The organism is Streptomyces sp. NPDC029122, assembly GCF_055569445.1.
The window spans coordinates 1-20216 of the sequence record NZ_JBVHWK010000041.1 but is presented as its reverse complement, the minus strand read 5'-3'; the positions used below and the strand labels follow the sequence as shown (position 1 = coordinate 20216).

At 71.0% G+C, this 20216-nt stretch carries 14 protein-coding genes; 7 read left to right on the top strand and 7 right to left on the bottom strand.

The annotated features are described in order from the left end of the window. Positions 1 to 141: 141 nt before the first annotated feature. Positions 142 to 3288, bottom strand: coding sequence for an isoleucine--tRNA ligase (ileS, locus tag ACZ4WZ_RS31945; RefSeq protein WP_467896335.1), 3147 nt, complete (start codon positions 3286 to 3288; stop codon positions 142 to 144). Between the two features lie 554 nt (positions 3289 to 3842). Here ileS and ACZ4WZ_RS31940 point away from each other — a divergent pair. The 5 genes from ACZ4WZ_RS31940 to ACZ4WZ_RS31920 all read left to right on the top strand — a co-directional run bounded on the left by ACZ4WZ_RS31940 (position 3843) and on the right by ACZ4WZ_RS31920 (position 8700). Then, on the top strand, positions 3843 to 4913 hold the full coding sequence (locus tag ACZ4WZ_RS31940; RefSeq protein WP_467896333.1) for a TraR/DksA family transcriptional regulator: 1071 nt from the start codon (positions 3843 to 3845) through the stop codon (positions 4911 to 4913). 86 nt (positions 4914 to 4999) lie between these two features. Continuing rightward, positions 5000 to 5566, top strand: a complete 567-nt coding sequence (lspA, locus tag ACZ4WZ_RS31935) for a signal peptidase II (RefSeq protein WP_467896331.1) — start codon at positions 5000 to 5002, stop codon at positions 5564 to 5566. A gap of 52 nt (positions 5567 to 5618) precedes the next feature. Continuing rightward, on the top strand, positions 5619 to 6560 hold the full coding sequence (locus tag ACZ4WZ_RS31930) for an RluA family pseudouridine synthase (RefSeq protein ID WP_388935421.1): 942 nt from the start codon (positions 5619 to 5621) through the stop codon (positions 6558 to 6560). Continuing rightward, entirely contained in the window at positions 6557 to 7030 is a 474-nt protein-coding gene (locus ACZ4WZ_RS31925; protein ID WP_467896329.1) for a GNAT family N-acetyltransferase, read from the top strand. The genes ACZ4WZ_RS31930 and ACZ4WZ_RS31925 overlap by 4 nt, the downstream gene beginning before the upstream one ends. 77 nt (positions 7031 to 7107) lie before the next feature. Continuing rightward, the gene (locus ACZ4WZ_RS31920; protein WP_467896327.1) at positions 7108 to 8700 is read left to right on the top strand and encodes a Na+/H+ antiporter; all 1593 of its coding nucleotides are present in this window, start codon (positions 7108 to 7110) and stop codon (positions 8698 to 8700) included. A 17-nt stretch (positions 8701 to 8717) separates the two neighbouring features. Here the strand turns inward: ACZ4WZ_RS31920 and ACZ4WZ_RS31915 are convergent, their stop codons facing one another. Beyond that, entirely contained in the window at positions 8718 to 9758 is a 1041-nt protein-coding gene (locus ACZ4WZ_RS31915) for a mechanosensitive ion channel family protein (protein WP_467896383.1), read from the bottom strand. Between the two features lie 73 nt (positions 9759 to 9831). On the opposite strand from ACZ4WZ_RS31915, the gene ACZ4WZ_RS31910 reads away from it, so the two are divergent. After that, a complete protein-coding gene (locus ACZ4WZ_RS31910; protein ID WP_467896325.1) occupies positions 9832 to 10401 on the top strand; it encodes a dienelactone hydrolase family protein in 570 nt (189 codons plus the stop codon). Between the two features lie 70 nt (positions 10402 to 10471). On the opposite strand, the gene ACZ4WZ_RS31905 is transcribed toward ACZ4WZ_RS31910, so the two are convergent. From ACZ4WZ_RS31905 to ACZ4WZ_RS31885, 5 genes are all read right to left on the bottom strand, one after another. Beyond that, on the bottom strand, positions 10472 to 11425 hold the full coding sequence (locus ACZ4WZ_RS31905) for a zinc metalloprotease (protein WP_467896381.1): 954 nt from the start codon (positions 11423 to 11425) through the stop codon (positions 10472 to 10474). Between the two features lie 223 nt (positions 11426 to 11648). Continuing rightward, complete coding sequence (locus ACZ4WZ_RS31900; RefSeq protein ID WP_467896323.1) at positions 11649 to 13298, bottom strand: alkaline phosphatase D family protein; 1650 nt, start codon at positions 13296 to 13298, stop codon at positions 11649 to 11651. Positions 13299 to 13448: 150 nt separating this feature from the next. Beyond that, positions 13449 to 14243: a DsbA family protein gene (locus ACZ4WZ_RS31895; RefSeq protein WP_467896321.1), complete on the bottom strand. Its 795-nt coding sequence runs from the start codon at positions 14241 to 14243 to the stop codon at positions 13449 to 13451. A gap of 41 nt (positions 14244 to 14284) precedes the next feature. Continuing rightward, positions 14285 to 14974 (bottom strand): hypothetical protein, encoded by a 690-nt coding sequence (locus tag ACZ4WZ_RS31890; protein WP_467896320.1) that lies wholly within the window; start codon positions 14972 to 14974, stop codon positions 14285 to 14287. Between the two features lie 83 nt (positions 14975 to 15057). After that, on the bottom strand, positions 15058 to 16392 hold the full coding sequence (locus ACZ4WZ_RS31885) for a DUF2252 domain-containing protein (RefSeq protein ID WP_467896318.1): 1335 nt from the start codon (positions 16390 to 16392) through the stop codon (positions 15058 to 15060). 169 nt (positions 16393 to 16561) lie between these two features. On the opposite strand from ACZ4WZ_RS31885, the gene dnaE reads away from it, so the two are divergent. Beyond that, positions 16562 to 20104, top strand: coding sequence for a DNA polymerase III subunit alpha (gene dnaE, locus ACZ4WZ_RS31880; protein ID WP_467896316.1), 3543 nt, complete (start codon positions 16562 to 16564; stop codon positions 20102 to 20104). Positions 20105 to 20216: the final 112 nt, after the last annotated feature.

Here is a 20216-nt window from a genome sequence, read left to right as displayed (position 1 = left end):
CTTGTGGGCTCAATTCCTCTTCTCCTTCTCCCCCCCCCCCCCCCCCCCCCCTCACATCGGGGGGGGGGGGGGGGGGTGGGGCCCCCCCCCCCCCCCCCCCCTCCCCCCCCCCCCCCCCCACAGCCGCGTTGCCGGGAGGCGTTACGCCTTGCGGAGGCGGAACGTCAGCGACAGGGACTCGTCCGTGAACGGGTCACCGTACGAGGCGTCGGCCTCGCCGGACGCGAAGTCCGTCGCCAGGACCTCGTCCGCGATCAGCGCCGCGTGGTCCGTCAGGGCCGTCTCGACCTCCGGGGAGGTGGAGGACCAGCGCAGGGCGATGCGGTCCGCCACGTCGAGGCCGGAGTTCTTCCGGGCCTCCTGGATCAGGCGGATGGCGTCCCGCGCCAGGCCGGCGAGCCGCAGCTCCGGGGTGATCTCCAGGTCGAGGGCGACCGTCGCACCGGAGTCGGAGGCCACCGACCAGCCCTCGCGCGGGGTCTCCGTGATGATGACCTCCTCCGGGGTGAGGGTGATCGTCTCACCGTTCACCTCGACCTCCGCCGAGCCGGAGCGCAGGGCCAGGGACAGGGCGGCGGCATCGGCGGCGGCCACGGCCTTCGCCACGTCCTGCACGCCCTTGCCGAAGCGCTTGCCCAGCGCCCGGAAGTTGGCCTTGGCGGTGGTGTCCACCAGCGAGCCGCCGACCTCGGACAGGGAGGCCAGGGAGGAGACGTTCAGCTCCTCCGTGATCTGCGCCTGGAGCTCCGGGGACAGGGCGTCGAAGCCCACCGCCCCGACCAGCGCGCGCGACAGCGGCTGGCGGGTCTTGACCCCGGACTCCGCGCGCGTCGCACGGCCCAGCTCCACGAGGCGGCGTACCAGCAGCATCTGCTGCGACAGCACCGGGTCGATGGCGGAGGCGTCGGCCACCGGCCAGGCCGACAGGTGCACCGACTCCGGCGCGTCCGGGGTGACGGGGACGATCATGTCCTGCCAGACCCGCTCCGTGATGAAGGGGGTGAGGGGGGCCATGAGACGGGTGACCGTCTCGACCACGTCGTGCAGGGTGCGCAGCGCGGCCGCGTCGCCCTGCCAGAACCGGCGGCGCGAGCGGCGCACGTACCAGTTGGACAGGTCGTCCACGAAGGCGGAGAGCAGCTTGCCCGCGCGCTGGGTGTCGTAGGCCTCCATCGCGTCCGTGACCTCGGTGACGAGGGTGTGGAGCTCGGAGAGCAGCCAGCGGTCGAGGACCGTGCGGTCGGCCGGCGCCGGGTCGGCGGCGGACGGCGCCCAGTTCGACGTACGGGCGTACAGGGCCTGGAAGGCGACCGTGTTCCAGTACGTGAGGAGCGTCTTGCGGACGACTTCCTGGATCGTGCCGTGGCCGACGCGCCGCGCCGCCCACGGGGAGCCGCCGGCCGCCATGAACCAGCGCACGGCGTCGGCGCCGTGCTGGTCCATGAGCGGGATCGGCTGGAGGATGTTGCCCAGGTGCTTGGACATCTTGCGGCCGTCCTCGGCGAGGATGTGGCCGAGGCAGACCACGTTCTCGTACGAGGACTTGTCGAAGACGAGGGTGCCGACCGCCATGAGGGTGTAGAACCACCCGCGCGTCTGGTCGATGGCCTCCGAGATGAACTGCGCCGGGTAGCGCTTCTCGAAGATCTCCTTGTTCTTGTACGGGTAGCCCCACTGCGCGAACGGCATGGAGCCCGAGTCGTACCAGGCGTCGATGACCTCGGGCACGCGGACGGCGGTCAGCGAGCAGCCGTCGGCGGTGCAGGGGAAGGTCACGTCGTCGATGTACGGGCGGTGCGGGTCCAGGGCGGAGTGGTCCTGCCCGGACAGCTCGCTCAGCTCGGCGCGGGAGCCGACGCAGGTGAGGTGGTTCTCCTCGCAGCGCCAGATCGGCAGCGGGGTGCCCCAGTAGCGGTTGCGGGACAGCGCCCAGTCGATGTTGTTGTTCAGCCAGTCGCCGAAGCGGCCCTGCTTGACCGAGTCCGGGAACCAGTTGGTCTTCTCGTTCTCCCGCAGCATCGCGTCCTTGACGGCGGTGGTGCGGATGTACCAGGACGGCTGCGCGTAGTAGAGCAGCGCGGTGTGGCAGCGCCAGCAGTGCGGGTAGCTGTGCTCGTAGGCGATGTGCTTGAAGAGCAGGCCGCGCGCGTCGAGGTCGGCGGTCAGCTTCTCGTCGGCCTTCTTGAAGAAGATGCCGCCGACGAGCGGGACCTCCTCCTCGAAGGTGCCGTCGGCGCGGACCGGGTTCACGACCGGCATGCCGTACGAGCGGCAGACCGCGAGGTCGTCGGCGCCGAAGGCCGGGGCCTGGTGGACCAGACCGGTGCCGTCCTCGGTGGTGACGTAGTCGGCGTTGACGACGTAGTGCGCCGGCTCCGGGAACTCCACGAGCGCGAAGGGGCGCTCGTACGTCCAGCGCTCCATCTCCTTGCCCGTGAAGGTCCGGCCGGTGGCCTCCCAGCCCTCGCCGAGCGCCTTCTCCAGCAGCGGCTGGGCGACTACGAGGTTCTCCTCGCCGTTGGTCGCGACGACGTACGTGACCTCCGGGTGGGCGGCGACGGCGGTGTTCGAGACGAGGGTCCAGGGGGTGGTGGTCCACACGACCAGGGACGCCTCGCCGGCGAGCGGGCCGGAGGTCAGCGGGAAGCGGACGTAGACGGAGGGGTCGACGACCGTCTCGTAGCCCTGGGCCAGCTCGTGGTCGGACAGGCCGGTGCCGCAGCGCGGGCACCAGGGGGCCACGCGGTGGTCCTGGGTCAGCAGACCCTTGTTGAAGATCTCCTTCAGGGACCACCAGACCGACTCGACGTACTCCGGGTCCATGGTCCGGTAGGCGTCGTCCAGGTCGACCCAGTAGCCCATGCGGGTCGTGAGCTCGGTGAACGCGTCGGTGTGACGGGTGACGGACTCGCGGCACTTGGCGTTGAACTCGGCGATGCCGTACGCCTCGATGTCCTGCTTGCCGTTGAAGCCCAGTTCCTTCTCGACGGCCAGCTCCACGGGCAGGCCGTGGCAGTCCCAGCCGGCCTTGCGGGCGACGTGGTAGCCGCGCATGGTGCGGAAGCGGGGGAAGACGTCCTTGAAGACGCGGGCCTCGATGTGGTGCGCACCGGGCATGCCGTTCGCGGTGGGCGGGCCTTCGTAGAAGACCCATTCGGGGCGGCCCTCGGACTGCTCGAGCGTCTTGGCGAAGGTCTTGCTCTCGCGCCAGAAGTCGAGGACGGCGTGCTCGAGGGCGGGCAGGTCGACCTGGGCGGGTACCGGGCGGTACTGCGGCGGTGTGGTCATGAGGCTGAACTCTTCCTCCGGCGGTGTGTCGCTTCCGTCCGGAGGGACGAGAGCGTCTGCTGCTCCCGCGGTACCACCCTCCTTGGCCTCCGGACGGGTCCGGCGGCCCCCTCATTGGGGTGCGAAGCCGGTTCTACTCGCCCTACGGGGATCCGTGCGGGCTTTCTTCCGGCGGCTCCGGGGTGATCCTTCACGTCGCGCTCGCCCCCGGGCTCTCACCGTCCCCGGGTCGCTCCTGGCTGCGTCCGACGCTACTCGTCCCCATCCATGCCTTTCGCTGCGCCCAGTGTACGGGCCGGGGCGCCGGCGGGCGGACCGGTTTTGCGGCGGCCGGCGGCGTGGCGCGGGCCGGGCCGCGGTGCCCCGGATGGCCCGACGGGCCGGTTCGGGATCCACTGGGGTGGACGGGGCGGATTACGGGGCTCCGCGCTGGGCACAACGGATGCAGGTTGACCTCGATGGACGCGTGCCCCGTTGCCGTGGGGTCGGAGGCGATTTATCGTTCCGGCACGATCTGCGAACAAGATCACAGTATGTGAAAAGGGGCCGCGGCCATGGTGGCGAAGAAGACCGGGACGCAGGAGGTGGCCGAGGCCGCGGTCAAGAAGACCCCGGCGAGAAAGGTCACCGCCGCGAGGGCTCCGGCCGAAGGGGCGACGGGCGGGAAGGCGCCGGCCGAGCGGGCGCCGTCCAAGAAGGCTCCGGCCGAGAAGACCGGGGCCGACAAGGCTCCGGCCAAGGAGGCTGCCGCCAAGAAGACCGCTGCCAAGGAGGCTCCGGTTAAGAAGACCGCGGCCACAGAGGCCCCGGCCAAGAAGGCCGTCGCCAAGAAGGCCGTCGCCAAGAAGGTCGTCGCCAAGAAGGCCCCGGCCAAGAAGGCCCCGGCCAAGAAGGCCCCGGCCAAGAAGGCCCCGGCCAAGAAGGCCGCGGGCGGGAAGGCCGGGGCCGAGCAGGCCCCGGTCAGCAAGGCTCCGGTCAGCAAGGCCACCGCCAAGAAGGCGGCCAAGACGGCTCCGGCCGAGAAGGCCGCCGCCGGTGCGGCGGTGGCCGGGCGCACCACGAGCAAGGACACGGCCAAGGCGGACGTGTCCGAGGGGGCGGCCCCGGCCGCGCGGAAGACGGGAGCTCGGACAGTGGTTGCCAAGAAGACAGTGGGTACGGCCAGGAAGACGGCCGGGACCGCCACCAGCGGGCTTCCCAAGGTGAAGGCCACCGCGGCCCCGGCGCGCGGCGGTCTCGCCGTGCGCGCGGGGGAGGACCCCTGGACCCCGGAGGAGGTCGCCGAGGCGCGGGCGGAGCTGGAGAGCGAGGTGGTGCGGCTGCGCGCCGAGCTGGACGCCTCCGAGGTGGCCATCTCGGGCCTGATGCGGGACTCGGGCGACGGCGCGGGCGACGACCAGGCCGACACCGGCACCAAGAACATCACCCGGGAGTCCGAGCTGGCCCTCGCCGCGAACGCCACCTCGATGCTGGAGCAGACCGAGCGGGCCCTGGAACGGCTGGAGGCGGGCACGTACGGGCTCTGCGAGAACTGCGGGCAGCCCATCGGCAAGGCCAGGATGCAGGCGTTCCCGCGGGCCACGCTGTGCGTGGACTGCAAGCAGAAGCAGGAGCGGAGGCACTAGCCACGACCTACGGGCACTGACGTACTCTCGTGTCTCGTCGGGATGAAGGTTCCCGAACCTGGTTCGAGCTAGTTCGAGGGACTCACGTGGCAGAGGCGGAGCGCATCATCGGTATGCCGGAAGTCGGGGACGACGCCGAACCGCAGTCGGAGCCCGCGGCGCCCCGGGGGCGCAGGCGGATCACGGCGCTGCTGGTCGTCGCGGTGCTCGCGTACCTGCTCGACCTCGGCAGCAAGATGCTGGTAGTGGCCAAACTGGAACACCAGCCGCCGATCGAGATCATCGGCGACGTGCTGAAGTTCTCCGCCATCCGCAACGCCGGCGCCGCCTTCGGCATCGGCGAGGCCTTCACGATCATCTTCACCGCCATCGCGGCGACCGTGATCGTGGTGATCGTCCGGCTGGCCCGCAAGCTGTACAGCCTGCCGTGGGCCATCGCGCTGGGCCTGCTGCTGGGCGGCGCGCTGGGCAACCTCACCGACCGGATCTTCCGTTCGCCGGGCGTGTTCCGGGGTGCGGTCGTCGACTTCATCGCGCCGGCCCACTTCGCCGTGTTCAACCTCGCGGACTCGGCGATCGTGTGCGGCGGGATCCTGATCGTCCTGCTGTCCTTCAAGGGCCTGGACCCGGACGGCACGGTCCACAAGGACTGATCGGGGAGCTCGCGCGGGCATCCTCCTCTGCCGAGTCCTGCATACTCGACAGGTGAGTACGATTCCCGAGATCCGCACCCTGCCCGTTCCCGATGGCCTTGAAGGCGAGCGCGTCGACGCCGCCATCGCCCGTATGTTCGGTTTCTCCCGGACGAAGGCGGCCGAGCTGGCGGCGGAGGGGAAGGTCTCGGTCGACGGCAGTGTCGTCGGCAAGTCCGAACGCGTCCACGGCGGCGCCTGGCTCGAGGTCGAGATGCCCGCCCCGCCGCGGCCCGTCGAGCTCGTGGCCGAGCCCGTACCCGGCATGGAGATCATCCACGACGACGACGACGTCGTGGTCATCATGAAGCCCGTCGGCGTCGCCGCCCACCCCAGCCCCGGCTGGACCGGCACCACCGTCATCGGCGGCCTCGCCGCCGCGGGCTACCGGATCTCCACCTCCGGCGCCTCCGAGCGCCAGGGCATCGTGCACCGCCTCGACGTCGGCACCTCCGGCCTGATGGCCGTGGCCAAGTCCGAGCGCGCCTACACCTCGCTGAAGAACCAGTTCCGCGAGCGGGTCGTGGACAAGCGCTACCACGCGCTGGTGCAGGGCCACCCGGACCCGATGAGCGGCACGATCGACGCGCCGATCGGACGTCACCCGAGCGCCGACTACAAGTGGGCGGTGACCCAGGACGGCAAGGACTCCGTCACCCACTACGACCTGATCGAGGCGTTCCGCGCGGCGTCGCTGCTGGACATCAAGCTGGAGACGGGGCGCACGCACCAGATCCGCGTGCACATGTCCGCGCACCGCCACCCCTGCGTCGGCGACCTGACCTACGGGGCCGACCCCACCGTCGCGAAGCGGCTGGGCCTGACCCGGCAGTGGCTGCACGCGGTGCGGCTCGGCTTCGAGCACCCCGCCGACGGGCAGTGGGTGGAGTTCGAGAGCGGTTACCCGGCGGACCTGCAGCACGCGCTGGATGTGATCCGGGCCGAGAGCCAGTGACCCCCGCCCCGCCCGTCACGGTGAGGGTGGCCTCTTCCGAGGCCGACCTCGCGGCCTGCTACGCCGTGCGGACCGAGGTGTTCGTGGTGGAGCAGTCCGTGCCGGAGTCGGTCGAGTACGACGCCTACGACGCGGGCGCGCTGCACGTGCTGGCCGTCGGCCCGGACGGGGAGCCCCTGGGCACCGGCCGGCTGCTGCACGGGCCCGGCGCCCTGGGCAAGACCGGGTCCCCGGAGGTCGGTTCCCTCGGGCGGCTGGCCGTACGCGCGTCCGCGCGCGGGCTGGGCGTCGGGGTGGCACTGGTCCGCGCGATCGAGGCGGAGGCCGTCCGGCTGGGGCTGGCGGCCGTGGACCTCGGCGCGCAGACGCACGCGCTGGGCTTCTACGAGCGGCTGGGGTACGAGGCGTACGGCCCGGAGTTCGAGGACGCGGGCATCCCGCACCGGGCGATGCGCCGGACCCTGCCCTAGAGGGGCGGCCCGGGGGCGTGCCCGGGGGGCGCGGCCGAAATCCCCGGGTGCGGCGCCGCTTCTGACAGGGTGGGGGAGTGGATCAGCTCGCTCTGCTCTTCGTCCTGCTGCTCGGCGCCGTGGTCACCGTACCGCTGGGGGACCGGCTGGGGCTGCCGGCGCCCGTCCTGATGACCCTCGGCGGGGTCGTGCTGGCGCTGGTGCCGGCCGTGCCCAATGTGGACATCCCGCCCGAGTACATCCTGCCGCTGGTGCTGCCGCCGCTGCTGTACGCCTCCGCGCAGCGCACCTCCTGGCGGCAGTTCGCCGCGAACCTCCGGCCCATCCTGCTGCTGGCCGTGGCCCTGGTGTTCGTGACCACCGCCGCCGTGGCCGGTGTCGCGCACGCCGTCGTGCCCGGCCTGCCACTGGCGGCCGCCGTCGCCCTCGGCGCGCTCGTCGCCCCGCCCGATCCCGTCGCCGCCACCGCCGTGGCCGGGGCGCTCGGGCTGCCGCGCCGGATGGTGTCCATCCTGGAGGGCGAGGGCCTGTTCAACGACGTCACCGCCATCGTGCTCTACCACGTGGCCGTCGCCGCCGTCGTCAGCGGCAGCTTCTCCTGGCCCGAGGCGCTCGGGGAGTTCGTGCTGTCCGCCGTGGTGGCGCTGGCCGTCGGGCTGGCGCTCGGCTGGGCCGCGAACCGGCTGATGGGCCGGCTCGGGGACGCCACCCTCCAGATCGGGCTGACGCTGCTGCTGCCGTTCGTCGCGTACGTGGTCGCGGAGGAGTTCCAGGGCTCGGGGGTGCTGGCCGTGCTGACGACGGCCCTGTTCCTCGCCGAGTACGCGGGCGACGCCGACGACGTGCTGGGCCGTCTCGCCGGGCACACGTTCTGGGAGATCGTCGACACGCTGGTCACCGGGGTGGCGTTCGGACTGATCGGGCTGGAGCTGCACCACGTCTTCGGGGTGGCCCGGGGCCGCGAGTGGGACATGGCCGGCTGGGCGGCGGTGGTGGTCGCGGTGGTGGTCGGCGTACGGCTGGTCTGGCTGCTGCCGGCGGGCTGGCTGGCCAAGCGGCTGCACCGGCGCCGCGACTACGACGAGGACATCCCGCTGAGCTGGCGGGAGAGCGTCGTGATGTGGTGGGCGGGCATGCGCGGGGTGGCCTCGGTGGCGCTGGCCCTGGCGCTGCCCCTGCGTACGGAGGGCGGCGAGCCCTTCCCGGCGCGCGACGAGATCGTCTTCATCGCCTTCGCGGTGATCATGACCACGCTCGTGTTCCAGGGGCTGACCCTGCCGTGGCTGGTGCGGCGGCTCGGGGTGGAAGCGGACACGGACGAGGACCGGGAGACCGAGCGGCGGCTGGCGCTGCGGGCGGCGAAGGCCGCGAAACGGCGGCTCAAGGAGATCGAGGAGTCCGAGGACCTCCCCGAGGACCTGGTCGAGGTGCTGTACCGGCGCGCGTACGACGTCGGGGCCCGGATCAGCCCCGACCTGGTCGACGAGGAGCGGCGCGAGGCCTACGCGAAGCGGGTGGAGCGGATCCGCGACGTCCAGCGCATCCAGCGGGAGATGATGTCCGCCGCCCGGCACGAGGTGCTGGCGGCGCGCAGCGAACCGGGCTCCGACCCGGAGATCGTCGACCGGGTGCTGCGCCACCTGGACGTGCGGAGCCTGCGCGGCGCGTAGGCCGCCGGTGACGTGGCTCAGTCCGGTTGCCGGGCCGCCTCCGCGGTGGTGACGCGGGGGAGGGCGTACGGATGGCGGGCGGCCAGCCAGGCGATCATCCGCTCGCGGACCGCGCAGCGCACGGTCCACACGTCGTCGGCGTCCTTCGCGGTGACCACCGCGCGGACCACGATGGTGTGCGGGGTGGTGTCGGTGACGGCAAGGCTGCCGGTGCGGCCGTCCCATTCGGGGACGTCCTCGAGGAGCTCGGCGAGCTTGTCCCGCATGAGGGCGACCGGGGCCGAGTGGTCCAGGTGCCAGAAGACGGTGCCCGTCATCTGGGCGCCGCCGCGCGACCAGTTCTCGTACGGCTTGCTGGTGAAGTACGAGACCGGCATCGTGATCCGGCGCTCGTCCCAGGTGCGGACCACCAGGAAGGTCAGGGTGATCTCCTCGACCTTCCCCCACTCCTTGTCCACGACCACGGTGTCCCCGATGCGCACGGTGTCCCCGAACGCGATCTGCAGCCCGGCGAAGAGGTTGCCGAGGGAGGCCTGCGCGGCGATGCCCGCGACGATGCCGAGCACCCCGGCGGAGGCGAGCACCGAGGCGCCGACCGTGCGCATCGGCGGGAAGGTCAGCAGCATCGCGGCGACGGCGACCACCACGGCCACGGCCGTGAGCACCCGCTGGATCAGGGTGACCTGGGTGCGGACGCGGCGCACCCGCGCGTCGTCGGGGGAGGCGGCGGCGTAGCGGGCGTAGGCCGCCTCGACGACCGCCGCCGCGATGCCGACGAGCAGCCAGGCGGTGGAGGCGATCTGGACCAGGGTGAGGAAGTGGCCCACCCCGGCCGCGTGGGCGGGGAGGAGGTCCGCCGGCCGGTACGCGGCCTGGAGCACCGCGGTGCCGAGGACGAGCCGGAAGGGCAGGCGGCACCGGCGCAGCAGACCCCACAGCGGGGTCTCGGGGTGCCGGGCGTCGGCCTGGCGCAGCAGCAGGTCGAGCAGCCAGCCCGCGATCAGGGTGAGGACCAGGGCGGCGCAGACGACCAGGGCGGGACGCAGGACGTTCTCCATCTCCATGGGGGAGAACGTATCCACGGGGCGCCCCCGGACTCCTGCTTTCCGTACGAATGGCACGATGGAGGGCATGAACATCATGCTCTTCCATTCGACGTACGGGCTGCGGCCCGCGGTGCACGCCGCGGCCGAGCGGCTGCGCGCGGCCGGGCACCGGGTGCAGGTGCCGGACCTCTTCGAGGGCCGTACGTTCGCCACGTTCGAGGAGGGTGTGGCCCACCAGGAGCAGGTGGGCCGCGACGAGCTGCTCAAGCGGGCGGTGCTGGCGTCGGCGCCCCACTCCGACCAGGGCCTGGTGTACGCCGGCTTCTCCTTCGGCGGTTCCGTCGCGCAGCACCTGGCGCTGGCCGACGACAAGGCCCGGGGCCTGCTGCTCCTGCACGGTACGGCGGATCTGGAGGAGGACGCCTCGGCGGACGAGCTGCCGGTGCAGCTGCACATCGCGGACCCGGACCCGTACGAGACGCACGACTGGCTGACGGCCTGGTACCTGCGGATGCGGCGGGCCGGGGCGGACGTGGAGGTCCACAGCTATCCGGGCGCGGGGCACCTGTTCACGGACCCGGAGCTGGAGGACTACGACGCGCAGGCCGCGGAGGAGACCTGGAAGGCCGCGCTGGCCTTCCTGGACACACTGTAGGACCACGGGGCACTGCCCCCCGGCGCCGGGCGCCGGGGGGCAGTGCCGTGAATGCGGGAGAGCCGCCGGATCAGACGGTGCGGTAGGCGGTCCACATGCTCTTCATCCGCGAGACCTGGCCCGCGGTGAACTGGTACATGCAGGAGTCGTACGTGTAGTCCATGAAGTTGTGGATCGGGTCGACGCCCGCCTTGGTGGCGCAGGAGTCGCGGCCGGTCGGGCACTCGTAGGCCGGGCTCTTCTCGGCCGGGGTGTCGGAGACGGAGTCGCCGCTGCCCGAGCAGCCGCCCTGGAAGGTGTGGTACAGGCCCATCCAGTGGCCGACCTCGTGGGTGGCGGTGTCGCCCTCGTTGTAGTTGGCGGCGGAGCCGCCGGGCAGCGAGGTGTTGAGGAGGACCACGCCGTCCATCTTGGGCTGGGAGGCGTAGGAGCTCGGGAAGGTCGCCCAGCCGAGCAGGCCGCCGCCGAGGTTGGCGGTGTAGATGTTGAGCGCGTTCTTGTCGCCCTTGCGCAGGGCGTTCTTCATGTCCTTCTCGGCCTGGCTGCCGCTGGACACGTTGTACCAGGAGGCGTTGTCGGTGTAGTCGGTTCCGGCCAGGGTGAACTGGAAGCCGGCGTCGACGTTGCCCGTGCCCTGGCCGCTGTAGGCGGCGTTGAGGACGGCGAGCTGGTTGCTGATGTCCGTGGCGGTCAGCTTGCCGGCGGTGCCGGAGGTGATGACGTGGACGTACACCGGGATGTTCGTGACGGTGGCGGCCGCGCCGACGCCGTAGACCTGCTGCGGGGACAGCCGGACCTCGCCGAGCTTCTTCTTCAGGTCGGCGTCCATGGCCTTGACCTGGGCCTCGGTGACCTCGTTGGGCTCGGCCGCGTGGTCATCCTTGGGCTTGGCGACACGGGCGTTGGCCGGGGCGGAGCCGTCCTCGGCGCAGATCTCGTCCGCGTGGGGGGCGGCCGCGGCGACCGTGGCGGGCGCGGTCAGGGGGGCGAACGCCAGGGTGGAGGCCAGGACGGCCGTACCCATGAGGCGGCGGCGGAGAAGGGGGGATATGCGGGCGACGGCGCGCACGTTGACTCCTCGGCAAGCGTGGTGGGGGGTGAGGGATTTCCTCACGCTGGCCGGAAGTTTATGTGTGCATGTCATCAAGATGGCAAGTACTCGTAGGTTAAAGATTTGTTGCCGATGTGACGGGTGGGGCTCCTGGTCTGCACCAGGAGCCCCGATTCGCAGCAGATTTGACGGAGGGTCAGCGAACCGGCTGGTCGGCCCGTTCCACCTTCTGGCTGCCGTTCAGCGTGCGGTACGAGCGGGCCCAGGAGGAGCTCGCGTCCTGCCGCCGCTTGTCCGAGACCACGTAGTAGTCCATCTGCGAGCGCTCGGCCGTCACGTCCAGCACGCCGTAACCGTGCGAGTCCATGTCCAGCCACTTGACGTGCCAGTTCGCCGCCTTGATGGCGCCCTCGGCCACGACCGAGAGGGTGTGCGGCGCCACGTGCAGCATGTCGTCGATGTTGTCGGAGGTCACCGAGGTCACCACGAACTCGGTGGCCGCCGTGCCCGAGCCCGGGTACGTCGCCATGTTCACCGGGACGTCGTTCGCCCACGCCATGTGGATGTCGCCGGTCAGGAACACCGTGTTCTTGATGTTCCGGTCCTTCAAGTGGCCCAGGAGCTCCTTGCGGTCGTCCGTGTAGCCGTCCCACTGGTCCGTGTTGACCGCTATCCCGCCCTCGGGCAGGCCCAGCAGGCGCGCGAGCGGCTTCAGCAGGTGCGCGGGCAGCGAGGCGAAGGCCACCGGCGAGATCATCACGGAGGTGCCGACCAGCTTCCAGGTCGCGTTGGAGGACGCCAGCCCGGACTTGAGCCAGTCCAGCTGGGCGCGCCCGGTGAGCGTGCGCTCCGGGTCGTCCGCCGAGCCGTTGCCGGTCTTGACCTGCTCCGAGCGGAAGGAGCGCAGGTCCAGCAGGTGCAGGTCGGCGAGGGTGCCGAACTGCAGCCGCCGGTAGACGGTGCCCGCCGTGGAGGGGCGTACGGGCATCCACTCGAAGTACGCCTGCTTGGCGGCGGCCGCGCGGGCCGCCCAGTCGCCCTCGGTGTCCGGCGTGTGGTTCCCGGCGCCGCCGGACCAGGTGTTGTCGGCGAACTCGTGGTCGTCCCAGATGGCGACGACCGGGTGGGCCGCGTGCAGGGCCTGGAGGTCGCCGTCCGTCTTGTACTTGCCGTGCCGGGTGCGGTAGTCGGAGAGCGAGACGATCTCGTTCTTCGGCTCGTGCTGGCGTACGACGTACTTCGCCTCGGGGTAACCGCCGGTCTGGTACTCGTAGATGTAGTCGCCCAGGTGCAGCACCGCGTGCAGGTCGGTGCGGGCGGCCAGGTGCCGGTAGGCGGAGAAGTAGCCGGACTCCCAGTTGGCGCAGGAGACCACGCCGAAGCGGATGCCGGGCGTGGTGGCGTCGGCCGCCGGGGCGGTCAGGGTGCGGCCGACGGGGGAGACGGTGGAGCCGGCGGTGAACCGGTACCAGTACGGGGTCTGCGGCCGCAGGCCGCGCACGTCCGCCTTGACCGTGTGGTCGGAGGCGGCGGTGGCGGTGACGGAACCGCTCGCGACGACCCGGGAGAAGGCCTTGTCCTCGGCCACCTCCCAGCCCACCGCGGTGGCCGGGCCCAGGCCGGAGCCGGGCACCGCTTCGGGAGTCGGGGTGATACGGGTCCAGAGCAGGATCCCGTCGGGCAGCGGGTCGCCGGAGGCGACGCCGTGGAGGAAGGCGGGCGCGGCCCCCGCCGCGTGGGCCGCCTGGCCGCCGAGGGTGCTGATCGGCGCGAGCGCGGCCGTGGCCGCGGCGGCCAGGACGACCGTACGGCGGCGCGGGTGTGAAGGGGTGAGATGACTGGTCACGGGTGATCATATTACTGATCAGTACATGGCGGGGAACAGCCACGGAACGGCAACGGGCGGGCGAACTCCGAGAGTTCGCCCGCCCGTTGGGGCGGATCCGGCGGTATGACCGGATCTGTCAGGACATCAGCCCGTCGGTCCGTCGCTCCGTCAGCCCGCGAGGGCCTTGTCGATCGCCGCGGTGAAGGCCTCCGGCGTCGCCGGGGTCTCGATCTTCTTGCCGTCCATCTTCAGCGTCGGGGTCCCCTTCACGCCGGACTCGTTGAAGGCCTTCGACATGTCCATGGCCCACCGGTCGTACGTGCCGTCCTGGACCGCCTTCTTGAACTCGGCGTTGTCCTTCAGCGCCGGGACGGTGTCCGCGACCTTCAGCAGGTAGTCGTCCTTGCCGAAGCTGTCGACGGTCTCGTCGGGGTGCAGCGCCTTCGAGTAGAGCGCGCCCTTGTAGTCGAGGAAGGCCTGCGGGCTCACGTTCAGCGCAGCGCCCAGCGCGCTCAGGGCGTTCTTCGAGCCCTCGCCCTTGACGCCGTTGTCGATGAAGGTCGCACCGAAGTACCGGAGCTTGTACTTGCCCGCCTCGACGTCCTTCTTGACCTGCTCGCCGACCGACTGCTCGAAGGTGGCGCAGGCCGGGCAGCGCGAGTCCTCGTACAGCTCCAGGGTCTTCTTCGCCTCGGGCTTGCCGATGACCACGGTCAGGCCGTCCTCGCCCGTGGCGTTCTTCGGCTTGACCAACTCGGCCTCGGCGGCCTTGTCCCAGTAGCCGGGCTCGTTGGCCTGCACGACCGCGTAGCCGACGCCGCCGGCCAGCGCCAGGACGGCGACGGCCGCGCCGGCCACGACCAGCTGGCGCCGGGCCCTGTCCTTCTTCGCCTGCTGCTCGCGCTCGATGCGCAGCCGCTCGCGGGCGGCGGCCTTGTTCTTCTGGGTGTTGCGTGAACTCATGACGATCTCCGTGGAGGGCTGAGGGGGACTGCCGTACGCGCTCAGGCGCCCGAGGGCGCCACACGTACGGGAGGACCCCGCAGGCCCACGGAGTGCGCCGGGAAGCGGGTACGGGCCACCGCGCCGCGGAACACCGTCCGCAGCGCCCGCCCGGCCCGCCCGGGGACCGCCCCGGCCGAGGCCGCCGCCAGCAGCAGCGGCCGGAACGCGAAGGCGGCGACCGCCCGCAGCAGCCGCACCAGGGCCCGCTCGCCGTGCCGCAGCCACGCGGCGGCGACCAGCCCGACGGTGACGTGCGCGCCGAGCAGCAGCCAGGGCGTCCACGGCCCGGGCGAGGCCAGCAGCGCCGCCGGATCCCCGGCGGGCCCGGCCACCTCGGTCAGCGGCCCGCCCACGGGGGTCCCGCCGCACAGCGCGTCCAGGCCCATCGCGCGCAGCGGCCCGGACACCGGCCCGCCCGCCGGGCCGTAGCAGGCGTGCTGCCCGGCGGTGAGGACGGTGTCGGCCGCCAGCTCCAGCGGTACCAGCAGCCCGGCGATCGGGCCGAAGCCCCGCTCCCGGCCGGCCAGTGCGAAGGCGATCGCGAAGACCCCGGCGAAGGCGCCGGCGATCAGCGCGGGCGGCAGCGGGACCCGGGACATGAGCACGTGGGAGCCGGCCGAGAGCAGCACGACGAGCGCGCTGAACAGCGCGGCCCGCAGCCCCCGGATCCTCACCCCAGATATGTCCATCGTCGCGAGTGTGCCATGACTTCCTGTGGAAGAGGCCCCCTGGGCCTGTGAATCGAGGCCCGGCACCCCCTGCGCCCCATGGCTTACGACCGGATCCGGCCGTTGCGGAAGAGGTCCACGAAGATCTGGTGGTCGGCGCGGGCCCGGGCGCCGTACGCGTGGGCGAAGTCGACCAGCAGCTCGGGGAAGCCCTCCTCGTCGGCGGCGATCACCGCGTCGATGGCCCGCTCGGTGGAGAAGGGCACCAGGGACTGCCCGCTCTCGGCCTCGTCGGCCGAGGCGTGCATGGTGGCCGTCGCCCGGCCCAGGTCCGCGACCACCGCCGCGATCTCCTCCGGGTCGTCCAGGTCCGACCAGTCCAGGTCCACCGCGTACGGGGAGACCTCCGCGACCAGCTGCCCGGAGCCGTCCAGCTCGGTCCAGCCCAGCCACGGGTCGGCGTGCGCCTGCAGGGCGCGCTGGGAGATCACCGTACGGTGGCCCTCGTGCTGGAAGTACTCCCGGACCGCCCGGTCGGTGACGTGCCGGGACACGGCCGGGATCTGCGCCTGCTTGAGGTAGATCACGACGTCGTTCTCCAGGGCGTCGCTGTGCCCCTCCAGCAGGATGTTGTACGAGGGCAGGCCGGCCGAGCCGATGCCCACGCCCCGCCGGCCCACCACGTCCTTGACCCGGTAGGAGTCCGGCCGCACCAGGGACTCCTCCGGGAGGGTCTCCAGGTACCCGTCGAAGGCGGCCAGCACCTTGTACCGGGTGGCCGCGTCCAGCTCGATCGCCCCGCCGCCGCCGGTGAAGCGGCGCTCGTGGTCACGGATCTCGGTCATGGAGTCCAGCAGGGAGAAGCGGGTGCGGGCGCGGGCCGCGCGCAGCGCCCCCAGCAGGGCGCCGTCGGCGGTGTCCAGGGTGAAGGAGGGCGCCACGTCCTCGTAGCTGCTCTCGCGTCCGGCCGCGAGCAGGTGGATCCGCTCCCGGTAGGCGGCCGCGTACGTCCGCACGAGGGCGCTGATCTGCTCGTCGCTGAGCGCCTTGGTGTAGCCGATCAGGGCGACGGAGGCGGCGAAGCGCTTGAGGTCCCAGGTGAAGGGGCCCACGTACGCCTCGTCGAAGTCGTTCACGTTGAACACCAGCCGGCCGTTGGAGTCCATGTACGTGCCGAAGTTCTCGGCGTGCAGGTCGCCGTGGATCCAGACCCGGCCGGTGCGCTCGTCCAGGTAGGGCCCGCCGTGGCGGTCGCGCTCCAGGTCGGCGTAGAAGAGGCAGGCCGTGCCCCGGTAGAAGGCGAAGGCGGAGGCGGCCATCTTCCGGAACTTGACCTGGAAGGCGGCGGGGTCGACGGCGAGCAGCCGGCCGAATGCGGTGTCGAACACATCGAGTATCTGCTCGGCGCGCTGTTCGTCGGTGGTCTCGGTGACCGCCATGGCGGATGCCTCCTGGTGCAAGGGGTGGTACGGCTTCTGACCGACTGGACGCCGGACCTGTCTTCCTGGTTCTGCAACGCACGACCGTACCCGTCGGTGCCCACCCCCTGTCACTCGTGGGACGTAGGATTCGAAGCTGCCGCCCCTCTCTCCTCAGGAGGCCCCCACCGTGACCAAGACGCCGTTCACGCACCTGCACGTCCACACCCAGTACTCGCTGCTGGACGGTGCCGCGCGGCTGAAGGACATGTTCGCTGCCTGCAATGAAATGGGCATGACGCACATCGCCATGTCCGACCACGGCAACCTCCACGGGGCGTACGACTTCTTCCACACCGCCCAGAAGGCCGGGATCACCCCGATCATCGGCATCGAGGCCTATGTCGCCCCCGAGTCCCGGCGCAACAAGCGCCGCATCCAGTGGGGCCAGCCCCACCAGAAGCGGGACGACGTCTCCGGCTCCGGCGGTTACACCCACAAGACGATCTGGGCGGCGAACGCCACCGGACTGCACAACCTCTTCCGGCTGTCGTCCGACGCGTACGCCGAGGGCTGGCTCACGAAGTGGCCGCGCATGGACAAGGAGACCATCAGCAAGTGGTCGGAGGGCCTGATCGCCTCCACCGGCTGCCCCTCCGGCGAGCTCCAGACGCGCCTTCGCCTCGGCCAGTTCGACGAGGCCCTGAAGTCGGCCTCCGAGTACCAGGACATCTTCGGCAAGGACCGCTACTTTTTGGAGCTGATGGACCACGGCATCGAGATCGAGCGCCGGGTCCGCGACGGCCTGCTGGAGATCGGCAAGAAGCTCGGCATCCCGCCGCTGGTCACGAACGACTCGCACTACACGTACGCGCACGAGGCCGCCGCCCACGACGCCCTGCTGTGCATCCAGACCGGCAAGAACCTCTCGGACCCCGACCGCTTCCGCTTCGACGGCTCCGGCTACTACCTGAAGTCGACCGACGAGATGTACGCGATCGACTCCTCGGACGCCTGGCAGGAGGGCTGCGCCAACACCAAGCTGGTCGCGGACCAGATCGACACCGAGGGCATGTTCACCTTCCGGAACCTGATGCCGAAGTTCGACATCCCGGAGGGCTACACCGAGGTCACCTGGTTCCGCGAGGAGACCATGCGCGGCATGCACCGCCGCTTCCCCGGGGGCATCCCCGAGGACCGCATGCGGCAGGTCGAGTACGAGATGGACACGATCATCTCGATGGGCTTCCCGGGCTACTTCCTCGTGGTCGCCGACTTCATCATGTGGGCCAAGAACCAGGGCATCGCGGTGGGCCCCGGCCGAGGCTCCGCGGCCGGCTCGATCGTCGCCTACGCCATGGGCATCACCGACCTCGACCCGATCCCGCACGGCCTGATCTTCGAGCGCTTCCTGAACCCCGAGCGCGTCTCCATGCCCGATGTCGACATCGACTTCGACGAGCGCAGGCGCGTCGAGGTGATCCGGTACGTCACGGAGAAGTACGGCCAGGACAAGGTCGCCATGATCGGCACCTACGGCACCATCAAGGCCAAGAACGCGATCAAGGACTCGGCCCGCGTCCTCGGCTACCCGTACGCCATGGGCGACCGCCTCACCAAGGCCATGCCCGCCGACGTCCTCGGCAAGGGCATCCCGCTCTCCGGCATCCTCGACCCCTCGCACCCCCGCTACAGCGAGGCCGGCGAGATCCGCAGCATGTACGAGAACGAGCCCGACGTGAAGAAGGTCATCGACACCGCCCGCGGTGTGGAGGGCCTCGTCCGCCAGATGGGCGTGCACGCCGCCGGCGTGATCATGGCCAGCGAGCCGATCGTGGACCACGTCCCCGTCTGGGTGCGGCACACCGACGGCGTCACCATCACCCAGTGGGACTACCCGAGCTGCGAATCGCTCGGCCTGCTGAAGATGGACTTCCTCGGCCTGCGCAACCTGACGATCATGGACGACGCCGTCAAGATGGTGAAGGCCAACAAGGGGATCGACATCGACCTCCTGGCCCTCCCGCTCGACGACCCCAAGACCTTCGAACTGCTCGGCCGGGGCGACACCCTCGGCGTCTTCCAGTTCGACGGCGGGCCCATGCGCTCCCTGCTGCGCCTGATGAAGCCCGACAACTTCGAAGACATCTCCGCCGTGTCCGCGCTCTACCGCCCGGGCCCGATGGGCATGAACTCCCACACGAACTACGCCCTGCGCAAGAACAAGCAGCAGGAGATCACCCCGATCCACCCCGAGCTGGAGAAGCCGCTCGAAGAGGTGCTCGCGGTCACCTACGGCCTGATCGTCTACCAGGAGCAGGTGCAGAAGGCCGCCCAGATCATCGCCGGGTACTCGCTCGGCGAGGCCGACATCCTGCGCCGCGTCATGGGCAAGAAGAAGCCCGAGGAGCTGGCGAAGAACTTCACGATCTTCCAGGCGGGAGCCCGCAAGAACGGCTACTCCGACGAGGCCATCCAGAAGCTCTGGGACGTCCTGGTCCCCTTCGCCGGCTACGCCTTCAACAAGGCCCACTCGGCCGCGTACGGCCTGGTCTCCTACTGGACCGCCTACCTCAAGGCGAACTACCCGGCCGAGTACATGGCCGGCCTGCTCACCTCGGTCAAGGACGACAAGGACAAGTCCGCGATCTACCTCAACGAGTGCCGCCGCATGGGCATCAAGGTGCTCCCGCCGAACGTGAACGAATCGGAGTCCAACTTCGCCGCCCAGGGCGACGACGTGATCCTCTTCGGGCTCACCGCCGTGCGCAACGTCGGCCAGAACGTCGTCGACTCGATCATCAAGACCAGGAAGTCCAAGGGGAAGTTCTCCTCCTTCCCGGACTTCCTGGACAAGGTCGAGGCCGTCGTCTGCAACAAGCGCACCATCGAGTCGCTGATCAAGGCCGGGGCCTTCGACGAGATGGGCCACACCCGCAAGGGCCTGGTCGCCCACCACGAGTCGATGATCGACAACGTGGTCGCGGTCAAGCGCAAGGAGGCCGAGGGGCAGTTCGACCTCTTCGGCGGAATGGGTGACGAGGACGGCGGCGACGAGCCCGGCTTCGGCCTCGACGTGGAGTTCTCCGACGTCGAGTGGGAGAAGTCCTACCTGCTCGCCCAGGAGCGCGAGATGCTCGGCCTCTACGTCTCCGACCACCCGCTCTTCGGCCTGGAGCACGTCCTGTCCGACAAGACGGACGCCGGCATCTCCCAGCTCACCGGCGGGGAGCACTCCGACGGCGCCGTCGTCACCATCGGCGGCATCATCTCGGGCCTCCAGCGCAAGATGACCAAGCAGGGCAACGCCTGGGCCATCGCCACCGTCGAGGACCTGGCCGGCTCCATCGAGTGCATGTTCTTCCCCGCGACCTACCAGCTCGTCTCCACCCAGCTGGTCGAGGACACCGTCGTCTTCGTCAAGGGCCGCCTCGACAAGCGCGAGGACGTCCCCCGGCTGGTCGCGATGGAGATGATGGTCCCCGACCTGTCCTCGGCCGGTACCAACGCCCCCGTCGTCCTCACCATCCCCACCGTCAAGGTCACCCCGCCGATGGTGACCCGGCTGGGCGAGATCCTGCGCCACCACAAGGGCAACACCGAGGTGCGGATCAAGCTCCAGGGGCCGCGCACCACCACCGTGCTCCGCCTCGACCGGCACCGGGTCCAGCCCGACCCGGCCCTCTTCGGCGACCTCAAGGTGCTGCTCGGCCCCTCCTGCCTGGCCGGCTAGACCGCCGAGGGGTACGGGGCGGGGGGGGGGGGGGGGGGGGGGGGGGGGGGGGGGGGGGGGGGGGGGGGGGGGGGGGGGGGGGGGGGGGGGGGGGGGGGGGGGGGGGGGGGGG